The sequence below is a fragment of the bacterium genome, from assembly GCA_024224155.1.
In the GTDB taxonomy this organism is placed as follows: Bacteria; Acidobacteriota; Thermoanaerobaculia; order Multivoradales; family JAHEKO01; genus CALZIK01.
The window spans coordinates 66,013-80,549 of record JAAENP010000095.1; the positions used below are offsets into that span (position 1 = coordinate 66,013).

The 14,537-nt window shown below is 64.2% G+C and carries 16 protein-coding genes; 5 read left to right on the forward strand and 11 right to left on the reverse strand.

All coding sequences use genetic code 11. The features are described 5' to 3' along the window. Nucleotides 1-118: 118 nt before the first annotated feature. The 4 genes from GY769_05320 to GY769_05335 are packed head-to-tail and all read right to left on the reverse strand — an operon-like array spanning nt 119 to nt 3,741. Complete coding sequence (locus tag GY769_05320; GenBank protein ID MCP4201339.1) at nt 119-967, reverse strand: 3-hydroxybutyryl-CoA dehydrogenase; 849 nt, start codon at nt 965-967, stop codon at nt 119-121. After that, nucleotides 957-1,427: a tRNA (adenosine(37)-N6)-threonylcarbamoyltransferase complex ATPase subunit type 1 TsaE gene (gene tsaE / locus GY769_05325; protein MCP4201340.1), complete on the reverse strand. Its 471-nt coding sequence runs from the start codon at nt 1,425-1,427 to the stop codon at nt 957-959. The genes GY769_05320 and tsaE overlap by 11 nt, the downstream gene beginning before the upstream one ends. Beyond that, on the reverse strand, nt 1,424-3,052 hold the full coding sequence (locus GY769_05330) for an NAD(P)H-hydrate dehydratase (GenBank protein ID MCP4201341.1): 1,629 nt from the start codon (nt 3,050-3,052) through the stop codon (nt 1,424-1,426). The genes tsaE and GY769_05330 overlap by 4 nt, the downstream gene beginning before the upstream one ends. Further along, nucleotides 3,049-3,741 (reverse strand): glycosyltransferase, encoded by a 693-nt coding sequence (locus GY769_05335; protein ID MCP4201342.1) that lies wholly within the window; start codon nt 3,739-3,741, stop codon nt 3,049-3,051. Before GY769_05335 ends, GY769_05330 begins: the two co-directional genes overlap by 4 nt. 86 nt (nt 3,742-3,827) lie before the next feature. Here GY769_05335 and GY769_05340 point away from each other — a divergent pair, with 86 nt between their 5' ends. Together GY769_05340 and GY769_05345 are read left to right on the forward strand one after the other, a co-directional pair. Beyond that, nucleotides 3,828-4,616, forward strand: a complete 789-nt coding sequence (locus GY769_05340; GenBank protein MCP4201343.1) for an SAM-dependent chlorinase/fluorinase — start codon at nt 3,828-3,830, stop codon at nt 4,614-4,616. Nucleotides 4,617-4,660: 44 nt separating this feature from the next. Then, complete coding sequence (locus GY769_05345; GenBank protein ID MCP4201344.1) at nt 4,661-4,852, forward strand: DUF4177 domain-containing protein; 192 nt, start codon at nt 4,661-4,663, stop codon at nt 4,850-4,852. Between the two features lie 42 nt (nt 4,853-4,894). Here GY769_05345 and GY769_05350 read toward each other — a convergent pair whose 3' ends face one another. From GY769_05350 to GY769_05380, 7 genes are all read right to left on the reverse strand, one after another. Then, nucleotides 4,895-5,392 (reverse strand): hypothetical protein, encoded by a 498-nt coding sequence (locus GY769_05350; GenBank protein ID MCP4201345.1) that lies wholly within the window; start codon nt 5,390-5,392, stop codon nt 4,895-4,897. Further along, nucleotides 5,389-7,098, reverse strand: coding sequence for a VWA domain-containing protein (locus tag GY769_05355; protein MCP4201346.1), 1,710 nt, complete (start codon nt 7,096-7,098; stop codon nt 5,389-5,391). The genes GY769_05350 and GY769_05355 overlap by 4 nt, the downstream gene beginning before the upstream one ends. A gap of 49 nt (nt 7,099-7,147) precedes the next feature. Further along, the gene (locus tag GY769_05360) at nt 7,148-8,890 is read right to left on the reverse strand and encodes a VWA domain-containing protein (GenBank protein ID MCP4201347.1); all 1,743 of its coding nucleotides are present in this window, start codon (nt 8,888-8,890) and stop codon (nt 7,148-7,150) included. A gap of 53 nt (nt 8,891-8,943) precedes the next feature. Next, nucleotides 8,944-9,966 carry an NAD(P)-binding domain-containing protein gene (locus GY769_05365; GenBank protein ID MCP4201348.1) on the reverse strand — a complete coding sequence of 341 codons (1,023 nt, stop codon included), beginning with the start codon at nt 9,964-9,966 and terminating at the stop codon, nt 8,944-8,946. Continuing rightward, nucleotides 9,959-10,825, reverse strand: coding sequence for a bifunctional hydroxymethylpyrimidine kinase/phosphomethylpyrimidine kinase (gene thiD, locus GY769_05370; GenBank protein MCP4201349.1), 867 nt, complete (start codon nt 10,823-10,825; stop codon nt 9,959-9,961). Before thiD ends, GY769_05365 begins: the two co-directional genes overlap by 8 nt. Continuing rightward, nucleotides 10,822-11,643, reverse strand: a complete 822-nt coding sequence (locus GY769_05375) for a prolipoprotein diacylglyceryl transferase (GenBank protein MCP4201350.1) — start codon at nt 11,641-11,643, stop codon at nt 10,822-10,824. The genes thiD and GY769_05375 overlap by 4 nt, the downstream gene beginning before the upstream one ends. A gap of 101 nt (nt 11,644-11,744) precedes the next feature. After that, nucleotides 11,745-12,452, reverse strand: coding sequence for a hypothetical protein (locus tag GY769_05380; GenBank protein ID MCP4201351.1), 708 nt, complete (start codon nt 12,450-12,452; stop codon nt 11,745-11,747). A gap of 201 nt (nt 12,453-12,653) precedes the next feature. Between GY769_05380 and GY769_05385 the strand changes: the two genes are divergently transcribed. The 3 genes from GY769_05385 to GY769_05395 all read left to right on the forward strand — a co-directional run bounded on the left by GY769_05385 (nt 12,654) and on the right by GY769_05395 (nt 14,531). Beyond that, a complete protein-coding gene (locus GY769_05385; protein ID MCP4201352.1) occupies nt 12,654-13,103 on the forward strand; it encodes a hypothetical protein in 450 nt (149 codons plus the stop codon). An 85-nt stretch (nt 13,104-13,188) separates the two neighbouring features. Then, on the forward strand, nt 13,189-13,383 hold the full coding sequence (locus GY769_05390; GenBank protein MCP4201353.1) for a hypothetical protein: 195 nt from the start codon (nt 13,189-13,191) through the stop codon (nt 13,381-13,383). Next, a complete protein-coding gene (locus GY769_05395) occupies nt 13,374-14,531 on the forward strand; it encodes a pyridoxal phosphate-dependent aminotransferase (protein MCP4201354.1) in 1,158 nt (385 codons plus the stop codon). Before GY769_05390 ends, GY769_05395 begins: the two co-directional genes overlap by 10 nt. Nucleotides 14,532-14,537 lie beyond the last annotated feature (6 nt).

Genomic DNA, 14,537 nt, shown 5'->3' on the forward strand with positions numbered 1-14,537 from the left:
AGGGGCGGGATGGGATCTCGTGCGGGAGATGCATGCTGCGCTCGCGTCTCGATTCTAGCAGAAAGTCGAGCCTCCCACGGAGAATCGGGAGGGGACACCATGGAATGGTGCCCCGATTTCAATACTCGTAGAACCCGCGCCCACTCTTCCGGCCGTAACGGCCCGCCAGGACCATTTTCTTGAGCAACGGCGGCGGCGCAAAGCGCGTCTCGCGGTACTCCTCGAACATGATGTTGGCGATGTAGTAAGTGGTATCGAGACCTACGAAGTCGAGCAGACGAAGCGGACCCATCGGATGGGCGCAGCCGAGTTGCATCGCCTTGTCGATGTCCTCCACCGTCCCGACACCGTTCTCATAGGCCCGAATCGCGTCGAGCAGGTACGGAACCAGCAATCGATTCACGATGAAGCCGGAGTTGTCGTTCGCCGCTACCGGTTCCTTGCCGATGGCTTTCGCGAACTCGAAGGCCGCAGCAAAGGCCTCGTCCGACGTCATGAGCGTCCGCACAACCTCCACCAGCTTCATCACCGGTACCGGATTGAAGAAGTGAAGGCCCAGGAAACGGTCGGAGCGCTCGGTCGACATCGCCAACTCGGTGATGGTCAGCGACGAGGTATTGCTGGCGAACAGGGCTTCTTTCTTCACGATCTTGTCGAGGGCGGCATAGGTGCGGCACTTCTCCTCGACATTCTCGATAATCGCTTCGACGATCAGGTCGCAGTCCGCCAGATCGGCATCGTCGGTGGTGCCCGAGAGACGGTTCAGAGTCGCGTCGCGATCCTCGGCGCTCAACTTGCCCTTGTCGACGGCCCGGCCCAGCGACTTGTGGAGCTTACCCAGGCCCTTCTCGAGAAACTCGTCGTTGACTTCGCGCACGACCGTCGTCACCCCCGCCTTTGCGCAGACCTCGGCGATCCCTGACCCCATCAGTCCGCAGCCCAGCACTCCTACCTTTTCAATCTTCATCTTTTCCTCCCTCTGGTTCTCTTGCCGGAAACTCCGGTTCGATTCTGTGCCGGAACGCTTCGATCCGGCGCGCGCCCGTGACCTCGACCGAGATTCGGGCCAGGACCGCGCCGGCCACCGGAAACGGCAGCCTGTCCGCCCACTCCACCACTTTTACCCCCGGCCCGGCAAGCACCTCTTCGACCCCGAGCACCTCGACCTGCTCGGGCTCGAGTCGATACAGATCGACATGAACCAGGCGCGTTCCAGAGCGCTCGTACTCGTTGACCAGGGTGTAGGTAGGCGACTGGATCTCTCGCCTCTCGAAGCCGAGTTTCTTCGCGACGCCCTGGGCGAGAACCGTCTTGCCGCTGCCGAGCTCGCCGAAGAGAAGCAGGACTCCGTCCGGAGCCAGCTCTTCGGCCAGTTGCGAACCGATCGCGAGCGTCGCGTCCTCCGAGGTCGAATTCCAGAGCCTCATGCCGGGGATTCGGAGCCTGGCGCCACCGGCACCGCTTTCGCGCCGCGGCTCGCCACTGATTCGAACCGCGCCCGACCGGCCAATGCTTCGAACGACGAGGGCACGTAACCGAGTAGATCGCCGGCCGCCAGGGACACCTCTCCGACTTCCGCCGCCGCGGCGTCGCCCGCCGCGCCGTGGACGAAGGTTCCGAGCTGAGCGGCCGAAAGAGGATCCATGCGCTGAGCCAGCAATGCGCCGATCATGCCCGTCAAGACGTCGCCGGAACCCCCGGTCGCCATGCCCGGGTTGCCGGTAGGGCTGACATAGACTCCACCCTGCGGATCGGCAATCAGACTGCGGTGTCCTTTCAGGACGACAATCGCACCGGATTCCCCGGCGGCTCTGCGCACCGACCCCAGGCGATCGGCCACGACGTCTTCTGTTCCGACCCCGAGCAAGCGCCCCAGCTCTCCCGGATGCGGAGTCAGAATCGTCTCCCGTCCGCGCTCACGAAACTTGCCAAGCCGACCGGCAAAGGCCGTGAGGCCGTCGGCATCGACCACCAGGGGCAGCTCGAGATCCAAACAGAATGAGCGGATGATCTCCGCGGTACCGCTCGAGGTGCCAAGGCCCGGTCCGAGCGCAACCGCGTTCTTGCCCCGTGCGGCGCGCACCAGGGCGGCATGGGCTTCGCCGGCCAGCTCGCCTGCGGCCGAGATCGGCAGCGGCGTGCTCATGGTCTCGATCGAGGCCGCCTCAAAAGTCTCCAATATGCTTTCCGGAACCGCCGCTGTCACCAGTCCCGCTCCGGCCCGCACCGCCGCCTGCGCGGTGAGCACCGCGGCTCCCGACTTCCCGATCGATCCGGCCACGACCAGAAGGTGTCCGAAGTCTCCTTTGTGCGCCACCCGCGGGCGCGGCCCCAAGAGCGGCGCCAGGTCATCGGCGTCCAGCAGATGCAAATCGCCCTCCGCGCGCTCGACCAGATCGAAGGGGATGCCCAGATCGGCAATCACGACTTTTCCCGCAGCAGCGGCAGCTGGCGGAAACACATGAGCCACCTTGAGGGCCGCAAAGGTCACGGTGAGGTCGGCTTCGATGTGTGGACCCAGGGGGTTCTGTTGATCACCATTGAGGCCGCTCGGCAGGTCCACCGCCACCGTCGGCATGGCGAGCGCGTTGATCCCCGCGACGAGATCCGCGAACTGCCCCTCGAGCGACCGCGACAAACCCGTGCCAAAGAGCGCGTCGATCGCCAGGTCGACGCCTGCGACCGCTTCGAGTGCGGGCGCCACCTCGGCGCCGGCGTCCAGAACTCGCAGCTCCAGTCCCATGCCGCTCATCTTGCACGCCACCCGGTGCTGGACCAGCGCATCGCCCGTGTAGTCTTGGCCGCCGGTAGCGATCAGCGCCACGACCTCGAGTCCCCGGACCGCCAGGTGACGTGCTATCGCAAGCCCGTCGCCCCCGTTGTTCCCGGGGCCGCAGAAGACCACCGCCGACTCCGCATTCGGGGCCTCGGCGAGAGCGGCCTCGACGGCGCCCAGCGCCGCGTTCTCCATGAGCACGACACCCGGCACTCCGAGCTCCTCAATCGCCAGGCGGTCCACTTCCCGCATCGCATCGGTACTGAGTATCTTCATGCGCTTCTCCACTGTCTGAAGAGCTCCGCTGTGCGCGGACACTCGCCGGATAGCGAGTCCATCGAGTCCTCGAGCCGCCGCGACAGGCGATCGAGGTCCTCGAGAGTGTCGACATCCGAGCCCTCTCGCAGCAGCATCAGGCTCAAAGACAGATCTCGGCAACGCTGCAGCGTTGTCTCCAGCACCTCGGGCGTGCTCCACTCGATCCCGGAAAACAACTCCGGCCTGAGGCTTGCCGCACGCTGGCCCACGAAATAGTAGCCGCCGTCGACCGCCGGCCCCAGCACCACATCCACGCCCCCACGCAAGAGCGCGAATCCGCGCTCCACTTCCTCCAGGGGTACCTCCGGATGGTCCGAGCCGACCGCGCCCACCAGACGATACTTTTCGGCCGCCCCCTGCAAGGCTGAAAACAACCGTTCCCCCAGATCGTCGCCCTCTTGGCGAACCGCCGGATGCTCGGATTCCGGCAGAACCTCGCCTTCGTCCAAAGCCCAGGCCAGAACCAGATCGAATCGTCCATCGCTCAGCCGTTTGGCCAGATCGTCGAGAAAGGCCCGGTGGAGATCTGCCGCCTGCTCAGCGGTCAACCCGTTCTGACTCCCGTCGCCTCGATTCCCAATCAGACGAGTTTTTACCCGCCCCGGCCGGGCAGGTTTCGTGAACAGCAGAAGGCACGCATCCCGCACCCCACCATTGTATGGCCTGTAACCGAGCGAGTCGGTGGCGGATCTGCACAGAACCGAAGGCCGGCGAGATCCTTATACTCGTATGTATGTCGAAACCGCCGCAACCCGTTATCACGCTGCTCACCGACTTCGGAACCGAGGACTACTACGTGGGAGCTCTCAAGGGCACCCTCCTACGCTTGGCGCCCCAGGCGCTTCTGATCGACATCACCCACCAGGTTTCGCCTGGAGACATTGAGGAGGGGGCCTTTCTCCTCGGCGCCTCTCACCGGCACTTCCCGCCCGGCACCATCCACCTGGCGGTCATCGATCCGGGCGTTGGCGGTCACCGCAGAATCCTCGCGGCTCGTGGCGAGAACGCCCACTTCGTCGCCCCGGACAACGGCTTGCTCTCCTATCTGCTAGACGGCGCGGAGGTGCGCCAGGTCGAGGCCGCCGAAGTCTTCATCGACGCACCGGGCGAGACTTTCCATGGCCGCGATCGGTTCGCGCCGGTCGCCGCGTACCTGGCACGGGGAGAGCCGTTCGAGGCCTTGGGAAGCCCGATGAAGAACCCTCTTCAACTCGACCACGAGCCACCCAAAAGGCGCGAGGGCTCTCTCGAGGGTCGGATCGTGCACATCGATCGCTTCGGCAACTTGGTCACCGACATCCCCAGCCGCTGGTTCCCCGACGATCGGGTCCCCGAGTTCGAATGCCGGCTCCCGGGACTCGAGATTCGCCGCTGGGCGACTCATTATGCCGAGCTCGCGCCCGGAGAGGCCGCCTTGATACCCGGCTCCCTGGGGACACTCGAGGTCTCACTGAATCAGGAGAGTGCCGCCGCCAAGAGCGGTATCACGCGCAAACAGACTCTGAGAATCAGTTTTCGTTAGAATATTGGTAAACTAGGTACCGCCATGGCAGTGAGGAGGTCGGAATGACGAAGTGGGAGTACAAGATAATCAACATCCGCAGCGAGAATTACCGACTTGACCCGAACGCGGCACCTCAGCTGAACGTCCTCGGCGAAGACGGTTGGGAGCTGGTCGGACTGACGTCGGTTAATTTCAAGAGCGGCGCCACGGACAACATCGCCATGGTGTTCAAGAGGCCAGCTTCGGCGGCCTAGCGGTCGGCCAGGTCAGACAAGCAGACAAGCTGCGGCTTCTTGCTACAAGCGGTCGTCGGAAGACTCGGTGTCGGGTCCGGGGTGCGCTCCCCCGCCGCGCGTGTCCCCCGAAGAGTCTCCGTGGCCCGGGGCACGCCGGTGCGGTGGACCTCCCGCAGCGATTCGCCGGTCCCACCAATCTCGGTGCTCGCTCAACCGCCGCCTCACGGTCTCGGTCGGGCGCTCGATCCGACCAAGCCTCCGGCGGGCGACGACGGCGAAGATCAGACCGACCAGAAGGAACAGTCCGAGGACACCCAGCGCCGCGCCCCACCGCGGCAGCCAAAGAGAGCCGACCTCGACCAGAACCAGCGCCACGACGCCAACCGCCCAGAAGAGAGCGAACATCCCGATCAAGAGCAGCAGAAGAGCCCTGACCAGCGTTCTGCCGGAGGTCCGGATCTCGCTCGATACGACGTCGTACTCGGCTCGAGCCAGATCCAGGCCCGCCTGGCCCAGGGGAGCCAGCAGATCGGACCAGCGGCTATGCCACCGACTCATCCCGCCCCGACGTAGACCGTTCTGGAAACGAACGACTCCGTCGCTCCGATCTCGTCTCGCACTCCGACTGCGAGCCGGTGGCTGCCACCCCGCATTTCCAGCGAGACCGTGTAGACGTAGGGCTTCTCGACGGCGATCTCGACCTCGTCGGTGGGTATCTGAATGTCGAGCGGTATTTCTTGAAGGTCGGACATCCTTCCCTCGTCGTCCATCGCCGAGAAGAAGAGCTTGACTCGTCCCTGGTGGAAGCGCTCCCGAGGCACCAGCTCCAGCTCGCCGATCGGTACCATCACCGCCACCGGCACAACGTAGTTGCCGCCCTCCCGGAGGTTCTCCTTGCCGACGTGCAAGGCCACCGCCATCGGGTTGCTCTCGAAACCGTACATCAGGGTCGAAGTGGTTTTGTCGGCCATTCGCCCTCTCAGGTCCTTGTCGCGATAGCCCTCTCGATGGCGGAGCTTGATGCCCTTCCGCTGGTCCTTCAGACGCACCGTGATCTTGTGGTACTTGCCATCGCCGGTATGGCTGGGCGCGTACCCTAGCGAATAGTAGGTGTCGAAGTCGCGACCGATCTTTGCCAGCCCGGGTCCGACCCGGTTGGAATTGATGATCGCCTGTCCGCCGGTCTGTTCGGCCATGTAGATCAGTGGCGACTGCAGGTTGCTGATGTAGATCGAGTCGACGAACGAGCCCAACCCGGGGGTCTGGAGCCCTTTCGAATCCGCGGACACGCTCGACGAAACGCGCAGGCCCGCGGCATCGACCGTGTACAGGGCGACGCGATTCGAATTCGCCAGCTGGGTGACTCTCTGAAACTCCCGCTGGGTGTTGAAGTCCATCATGCCCGAAAGACCGGAAGAGTGCAGGAATTTCCGCTGAAGAGCGTTGAATAGGTCCTCGCCCTGGATCATCTCGAGACCGTCGCTGACGTAGATGAGCGCCTTTCTTCCCTCCAAGCCGGCGAGAGAGCCAATGTACTCCTTGAGCGCGCTCAAGGTGAAGCTGGCGTTGTTGTAGAGCTCCTCCGCGTACTGCCTGACCCGGTACTCGACCTCAACCAGCTCATCGGCTTGATCGATCTCCTGCAGCAGCTCGCGCCGCTCGGAGTCGCGAGCCAGGGCATGGCCGGTCAGATTCTCCAGCTCGAACAAGGCACGCGAGATCACTCCCGCATCGTTGGTGAACGCGTGGCGCACCTTCAGGCTGCGATCGTAGGAAACCAGCATGACCTGATCCTGCTCGGTCAGCTCGTCACTGAGAAACTGTCGCAGATCGCGAAACACTCGATTGCGGTTGAAGGGCCGGATGTTGAAGTTGTCGATATAGACCGCGACGTAGAGCCTCTGACTCTCCGGAATCAGTGACATCGCCGAACGTTCGATTCCCGGAATCTCCGCCGCCGTTTCCGGCAGTTCCACCCGGGTCGGGATGATCGGCCGACCCTCTTCGGTGACGTAGAAATTGGTGATCTCCATGGGACGTTTGTCTTCGAGAATCTCGAAATCGTTCCTTGTCAGTCCCGTGATCGGCTCGCCTTTCCTGTCGGTCACGTAGACCTCGACGTTGACCACATTGACGTCGACCGTCTCGAAGAAGAAGTCGTCCGTGGCGGCCTCTTCTCCGGCCTGCTCCTGTCCCAGAATCGGACCGGCACCCAGAAGCAGCACAACGGGCAGCAACAGCGATAGCTTGATTCTGGTTGTCATGCCTGGCTGAAACGAGGTTGGGCGGTCGTCTGCGACGCCCCGGCCGCGCCTACCTGTCGACAGGAGTGATCCCGAAACCGGTCGCGAAGATCCTACCACTGGCGGGATCGTGGACCGCGACCACGGCATCGTGGATCTTTCGGCGCAGGAGCAGCGTGGTTTCGTAGGTCCCGACGGCCCCGGCGGGCGGCATCTCGGCGAAGGCGAGTCTCCACGGGATCACCGGAATCGGGGCCTGCTGGCCATCTTCGTCCTGTACGGCAACCCTCAACTCGAGCTCGGTGGCAAAACGATCCCCGATCGGCAGAATGGTGACCTGATCAAGCGGGATCGACACCTTGATCGGTATCTCCATGCGGCGCTTGACCGCATCGACCGGAGTGCCGACCTCGACGTCGACCGAGCCCGCCGCCGCGGCGTTGCCGAAAAGAAGCGTGCTTTCAACCGCCATCGACACCTCCCGCTCTCGCGAGGAATCCAGAAAGCTGCCGCGCGAGCGGGCAATGAAGTCAGGATTGCGGAGCTGGATCTCGACTTCGTGGGACGCGTCGTCGCGCTCGCGCTGGGGCGTGAAGCCCAGCCAGTAGTACGACTGAACGTCATCCGAGACCCGCTCCAGAGCTCCCATGCGTTGGGAGTTGATCCGGGCCTCGCCCCCGGTCTCCTTGGCCAGATAGCGCAGTGTCGAATGCACCTCGACTTCGCGCAGGAAACCGCTGGTCTCCACGGTTCCGGGCTCGGGAACATTGGAGAACTCGGCTCGCGTGATGTCGGTAATCTGACGATCCAGACCCGGAAGATCGACCGGGTAGAGCGTGTAGCCAAGCACGTTGGCGGTCTCCACCAGACGCCGGTAGAGGTTGTTGCCATAGGGGCCGCCCCGATCGAAGAGAATCCGGCTGGCGTCGCTCAACAGGAAGTCGGCGGGCACGAACGGCCAGCCGCCGGACAGAATAATCATGACCTTGCGCCCCGGGGGCTTGGCAAAGCTGCGCAGCGTCGCCGATGCCGCGGCGACGGATCGGTTGACCTGCTCGGTGACCAGCTCGACGTACGTCCTCTCCTCGGGGGTGAGCTCGGTTCTGAATATGCTGCTTCCAACCTGGAGGTCGTCGCTGAGGAACTCGAGCCCGTCGAAGGTCAGAAAATCGTAACGCTTCCTCTCGGCGAGCCTCAACAGGCCCTGGGACCTCCGACCCATGGCGTCATCGATCGCGCGCTCGAGAGGCCGCTGCAGACCGCTCCAGCTGCTCAGCATCTCGAGATCCTTGCCGTCATAGGCGACGATCGCCATTCGGTCTTCCGGCTTGAGGTAAGGAAGATCATCCTTGAGCGACCGCAGTACGGCATCGCGATCGGTCTTGATGGCGAAGAAGTCGTCGATGAAGACCAGATAGCTCGTGCCGACGGCCTCGCCGGGCGTCACCGAAAGGACCCCGGGCAGCCCTTTGGCCTCGCCAGCGCCCGGAGCCGGGGCCTCCAGCGCCACCCCTCCCCGGATCTCACTGAAATAGTCGATCGGGACGTCGGCGCCGTCGACCATCAACTTGAAGTCGTCCGCCCCCAAGCCCAGGACCTGTGTCTCCTGTTTGTCGGTGACCACGACCTCCAGGTTGATCACCCTGACATCCAGCACCTCACCGAAAACTCCCGGCAGTGGCGAAGGAGCCACCTCTTGGGCGGCCGGCTCCGCGGTCGAACGGTCATCCTGCGCCCGGACGGCCAGCGGCGAGGCAAGGAGGCCAGAAACCAGCACAGCGAAGACAGCGAGAAAAAGCGTCGTGTGTCTCATACCAACTCCTGAACGCAAACCTCATGCCGGGGGCATCCAGCCCCCTTTGAGCTCTATTCCTTCCTCCTGGACACGACATGCTCGACGATGCGATCCGCATGGACCCGGGAGTTCTCGATAAACAGCGTGCCGATGTCGCGGCCGGCCTGGATCGTACCGGCCAGGTAAAGACCCTCGACATTGGACTCGCAGGACTCGCGGTCGAATGTGGGCACCAGGGTCTCCTCGGCGAACGTCACGCCGCACTGACGAGCGAGCCCGGTATCGGGCTCGTAGCCGATCAGAACATAGGCCGCGTCGACCGCGAGAGACTCGACCCCGGCCGGGGTCTCGAGCTCGAGCGACCGAGAACCGTCGCCGCCCTGTTCGAAGGCACGGACGATCGAGCTCGGCCGAAACTCGATCGAGCCCTCGGCGACCCGATTCTCGAAATCGGGCTTCAGCCAGTACTTGACTGTGTCTTTAACCGAGTCACCGCGGTGAATGACCGTGACCCGCACGTGGTTGCGCCACAGATCCAGAGCCGCTTCCAACGCCGAGTTCCCGCCACCGACGATAGCGACATGCTCGCCGAAGTGCCGATAGGGCTCGAGGTAGCGACAATGAACCCAGGCATGCTCTTCGCCCGGTTTCGAGAGCAAGCGCGGCCGGTGGAAATATCCCTGAGCCAGAGCCACGGCGCGGGCACGCCAGACTCTCTCCGGACTCCCCTCGCCCGACCTCCGGCTGACGACCTCGAAGGCGTCTCCCCCTTTGTGCAACCGGACGACCTCCTGATTCAACGCCAGGGGGATCTCGAACTGCGCGGCCACAGCACGGTAATAGGCCAGAGCCTCCCGCCGGCTTGGCTTGTCGTGCGGCGTCGTCAAGGGCACTCCCGCGATCTCCATCAGGTCGCGAGTGGTGAAGAAGTTCATGTACACCGGGAAGTCGACCAACGCCGCGGCCAGCGGACCGCGGTCGACCAGCACGACGTCAAGGCCAGCCTGGCGCGCTCGAGCACCGATCGCGATGCCGGTCGGCCCGGCGCCGACGACCAAAAGGTCGAGAGCCCGACCTTCGGCGGGATCAGCCATCGTCTACGCTCCACCGGTAGAGATGATTCACCGGGCCGTGGCGGTCCGGCGCCGCCTTTCCGACATCGAAGGCGGTCGCGATCGCGCCTTGTAGATACTCGATCGCTCCGGCGACGGCAGCACGCACCGTGTCTCCCCTGGCCAGACGCGCCGCAATCGCCGACGACAGTGTACAACCCGTGCCGTGGGTCGAACTCGACTGGATTCTCGGGTGCACAAAAGTCTCCGTCGTAGATCCGTCACAGAGAATGTCCTCGATCTCCCTACTCGGGCACCCGGCGCCGTCTTCGGCGTGCCCTCCCTTCAAGACCACCGCCGGGCCGAGCGCGGCAAGGGCCTTGGCGAGCTCGAGACGGTCCCCGAGCGACGTCGCCGAGCGACCCGCCAAGACCTCGGCCTCCGGCAGATTGGGCGTCATCACGGTCGCCAGGGGGATGAGCTCGTCGCGCAGGGCGGCTACCGCGTCGTCGGCCAACAGCGCGTCGCCGCTCTTGGCGACCATCACCGGGTCGAGCACGATCGGTATCCGCGCCTCCGCGGCTGGGACGTGTCCACGGAGTCCCTCGGCGACCGCGCGCACGATCGCAGCGTCGGCCAGCATGCCAATCTTGATGGCATCGGCGCCGATGTCGGAAAGCACCGCCTCGATCTGCGCCGAGATCAGCTCGGGTGGAATCGGGTGGACCGCCGTCACCGCGCGAGTGTTCTGCGCGGTCACCGCGGTCACCACCGACATGCCGTACGCCCCGTGGGCGCAGAAGGTCTTGAGATCGGCCTGGATGCCTGCTCCCCCGCCGGAGTCGGAGCCCGCAATGGTCAAGACTCGCGGCGGCGTGCGCTGAGGCTTCGGATCGGTCATCGAGGCGCTTCGGTCGCGAGGCGGGCGTCTCTGCGTCTGAGCACCAGCCACAAGCCTCCCAGAACCAGGATCACAGCGACACTCAGGACCTGCGCTACCGTAAAACCGTCCAAGATCCGGTCGTCCTTGGCTCGCAAGAACTCGACTCCGAAACGCTCGAGAGCCAGGAGACCAAACGAGATGATGGCCACCCGGCCAACCGGTATGCGCTTCTTGATCAGTGTGATGCCCAGAACACAGATGATCAGGCCTGCCAAGGTCTCATAGAGCTGAGTTGGATGCACGGCGATCAGCTCGTTGGCCGTGACACCGTCCGAAATCACCGCACCGTACTCGCTGCGCATGAAACCCGCTGTGGTCGGCGCGGGCAGACCGTAAGGGAACTTCACTCCCCAGGGAAGGTCCGTGGGAAAACCGTAGTCGTCTCCCACCAGGAAACAACCCACTCGCCCCACCGCATAGCCAATCGCCACCGTCGGCCCGGCGACATCAGTCACCGGCCAGGCCGCCAGCTTGCGGCGCCGGATCGTCCAGAGCACGGCCACGGCCCCTCCAATCAAGGCGCCGTACCAAACCAGTCCGGAGCGATCGAAGAGCAGATGCCAGTCGCCGTAGAGAATCGCGTAGTAGATCTTGGCACCGCCGATGCCGCCGATGCCGGCGGCCAGGAGCAGGGCGCTGGAGTCTTCCTCGTCGCCCAGCTCGAGCCGGCGAAGCCCCCACCTCAGTACCGCCCAGGAAGCCAGGAACGCCAGCACCATCATCAGGCCGAACGGGCTGATGGAAAAAGAACCGATGTGGAAGAGCTCGCGAATCATCTGATTTGAGATCGCGCCGGCCTTGCCGGCGAGCGGAGGCACTTATCGTAACAGGGCTGGCGGGGATGCCCAGCACCCATCCGCCCGGGGTCGACCATCCTTCAGACCGGACGGGCCGCGGCCGAATCGATCACCGCTCGACGCATGAACTCGTCAAAACGCTCCTCGTCCCTGCCCCGAAACCATATGAAGCGGGCCCCTAAACCGCTCACGTCCTCGATCTCGGGATTGGCCATGCGGACGACCTCGGCGCGCGCCTCGATCGGGTCCGGGTCGTCGGGAAGCTCCATCTTCAAGTCGAGAGTCGAACCCGCCGGAAACTGCTCCTGCGTTCGAATCAGAAGGCCGGATCGAGAGACGTTGACCGTTTGCGCGATCCGGAGAACCCTGCCGGCGCCCAACTCGACGGCGACCTTCACCATCACTCGAGCGTGGGGCCGAGGGGCCTTGCGCAGAAACGACGAGAGCGTCGACTCGAAGCCCCCTTCAGGCTGTCCGAGGGTTACCAGATGTACGCCCGCCTCCCGAAGCGCCTCCAGATCGAAAATGTCCTCCTGCTCCGCCACGACGACCGTCGTCGGCATCGCCGAGCCAAAGTGCCCGCTGAGTTCATCCCAGAGAGAAACGGTCTCGTACCCGGGCAGAGGATGGACGAGCACTAGAAGCTCAGGGGCGGACTCGGTGAGCCTCTTGGCCGCCCCCTCCGGGTTCGCGATGTGCTCGAAAACCGTGCCCTGAGCCTGCTCGAGAATCGGTTCAAGGGCAGCAAGCCCTTCTTCGCTCGAGACAATCGCGACCTTTTGCTTCATTCCTGCCAACCACCCTTCCGGCCCAACGAGCGCGCGGTGCGGTGGATTTTATCCCAGGTGCAGGCCTTCGACCTTTCGCGGGCGCTAATCTCTTTCTTCGACTTCCAAACACCACCCACCCACGCCAGTCCAGTTCGCAGAACCTCCTCGAGACAACTCGCATATAAGAACCGAACTCGAGAATCAGGTAGGAGAACCAACATGCGGCGTCCGATTCTGCTCGCTTCCACTCTCGCCCTAGCCGCCGGCCACCTCTGGGCCGATGAACGAGTCGAGGCGCCACCGGAGCGCGCCTTTTCTGCATTCGCCAGCGAACCCGATCGGCAGTTCGACTTCTGGATTGGAAAGTGGAGCGTCAACCTGAGGATCCAGCAAGAGGATCTGTCGTTCAGGGATTCGGTTCGGGCCAGGCTGGAGACCTCCAAAGGACACGAGTTCGTCTTTCTGACCTACACCGGCGAGGACAAGGGTTGGGAGACGAATGTCCTGGACGATCGCCCGGAGACGCCACTCGCTCGTTACACGAGCACGGAGGAGTGGACCAAGCTCGAAACGGACGGGGGTAGGCTCGAGTGGTCGATCAACGACGACCGCCTCACCTACACGCGGAACGGACGCGAGGTCCGCTTGCATCGGACCGGCTCGCATTAGCGCGCCGACGATCCCACATCTCCCCGGCAGAGAGTTCGACGGCTCAGAACCGGCACGGTATTCTGACGCGGCTCGACTCGACATCATGGGATTCTCGACCGAAAACCTGGGTGAGCTACAGCGGTTGAATCGCCTGCGCGCGGGTGGTGCCTGCCGCAACCGCTTCGAGGGATCGGGCTACCCGCGAGTTCTGGTGCCTCTCTTCGAGGCCGAAGTGGCCGCCGACATCGCGAATACGCACGAGTTCAGGGCGCTTGGAGAAGAAGCCGAGTGCCTGTAAGTCGTCTCTCCGGTATAGCCGGAATCGGCGTCGATCGGATGGGCGATCTGGCCGATCGGACAGCCGACCCGGAGCTCCTGCGCCTGGAGAACCTCGACACCGACCTGCGCCCGCCGCCGGGTGTGGTGGAGGCCACCCGGGCGGCTGCGGAACGAGACGATGCCAATAGCTATCTCCCGTTTCTCGGGGCCGACGACCTGCGCCAGGCCGCGGCCGACCTGGTATCGAGAAGCGTGGGTGCGGTCTACGAGTGGAGGAAGTCCGTCGTGATCTCGGCCGGCGGATTGAACGGCATTCTCAACGTCCTTCTGGCGGTTCTCGAGCCGGGCGACGAAGTTGTCCTTACCGACCCGATCTACGTCGGCCTCCTCAATCGGGTACGCCTTGCCGGTGGCGTTCCGCGATTGGCTCGCTGCGAGATCCGCGACGGCATCTGGCGCCTGAGTCATTCCAGCCTGGCGTCGGCGGTAACCGCGCGCACCCGAGCGTTCCTGATGATGAGCCCCGCCATGCCCTCCGGTGCCGTGCTCACTCGAGAGGACTGGGACGCCGTCTGCGCCGCCTGCCGCGATGCCGGAGCCTGGATGATCTACAACAGCGCCATGGAGCGCATTCTCTTCGACGGGCTCGAGCCGCTGCACCCGGCCTCGCTCGCCGGGATGGTTGATCGGACGATCACCGTGGGGACCGTGTCGAAGGAGTACCGAATGATCGGCTGGCGCGTGGGCTGGATCGTCGCTCCCCCGGCGATCGTCAACGACATCGGCTTGGTCAACATCTCGAACGTCGTCTGCAACGTCGGTATCGCCCAGCGCGCAGCCGCCGTGGCTCTCCGTGCCCCGGACTCGGATCTCGCGGCCGCCACGACCGCGTGGCAGGAGCGTCGCGACGTGATTCTCGACGAGCTGACGGGTTATGACGTCGTCAAACCGCTCGGAGGATGGTCGATGCTGATGGATGTCGGCGAGTTCGGGATGAGCGCCACCGAGGCCTCCGCCCGCCTCCTGGAAAGAGGCAAGGTCGCGGCCACGCCGATGACCGGCTGGGGCGGAAGCCGAAGCGATCGACTCCTGCGCCTGGTCTATTCGAACGAGCCGCCCCATCGCCTCAAAGGTCTCACCGCTCGATTCGACGCCGCGCTTCGCTGAACAGCG

Coding starts and splice junctions, on each gene's coding strand:
- GY769_05320 (MCP4201339.1), bottom strand. CDS start 967: ATGAAGATTGAAAAGGTAGGAGTGCTGGGCTGCGGACTGATGGGGTCA.
- tsaE (MCP4201340.1), bottom strand. CDS start 1,427: ATGAGGCTCTGGAATTCGACCTCGGAGGACGCGACGCTCGCGATCGGT.
- GY769_05330 (MCP4201341.1), bottom strand. CDS start 3,052: ATGAAGATACTCAGTACCGATGCGATGCGGGAAGTGGACCGCCTGGCG.
- GY769_05340 (MCP4201343.1), top strand. CDS start 3,828: ATGTCGAAACCGCCGCAACCCGTTATCACGCTGCTCACCGACTTCGGA.
- GY769_05345 (MCP4201344.1), top strand. CDS start 4,661: ATGACGAAGTGGGAGTACAAGATAATCAACATCCGCAGCGAGAATTAC.
- GY769_05350 (MCP4201345.1), bottom strand. CDS start 5,392: ATGAGTCGGTGGCATAGCCGCTGGTCCGATCTGCTGGCTCCCCTGGGC.
- GY769_05355 (MCP4201346.1), bottom strand. CDS start 7,098: ATGACAACCAGAATCAAGCTATCGCTGTTGCTGCCCGTTGTGCTGCTT.
- GY769_05360 (MCP4201347.1), bottom strand. CDS start 8,890: ATGAGACACACGACGCTTTTTCTCGCTGTCTTCGCTGTGCTGGTTTCT.
- GY769_05365 (MCP4201348.1), bottom strand. CDS start 9,966: ATGGCTGATCCCGCCGAAGGTCGGGCTCTCGACCTTTTGGTCGTCGGC.
- thiD (MCP4201349.1), bottom strand. CDS start 10,825: ATGACCGATCCGAAGCCTCAGCGCACGCCGCCGCGAGTCTTGACCATT.
- GY769_05375 (MCP4201350.1), bottom strand. CDS start 11,643: ATGATTCGCGAGCTCTTCCACATCGGTTCTTTTTCCATCAGCCCGTTC.
- GY769_05380 (MCP4201351.1), bottom strand. CDS start 12,452: ATGAAGCAAAAGGTCGCGATTGTCTCGAGCGAAGAAGGGCTTGCTGCC.
- GY769_05385 (MCP4201352.1), top strand. CDS start 12,654: ATGCGGCGTCCGATTCTGCTCGCTTCCACTCTCGCCCTAGCCGCCGGC.
- GY769_05390 (MCP4201353.1), top strand. CDS start 13,189: ATGGGATTCTCGACCGAAAACCTGGGTGAGCTACAGCGGTTGAATCGC.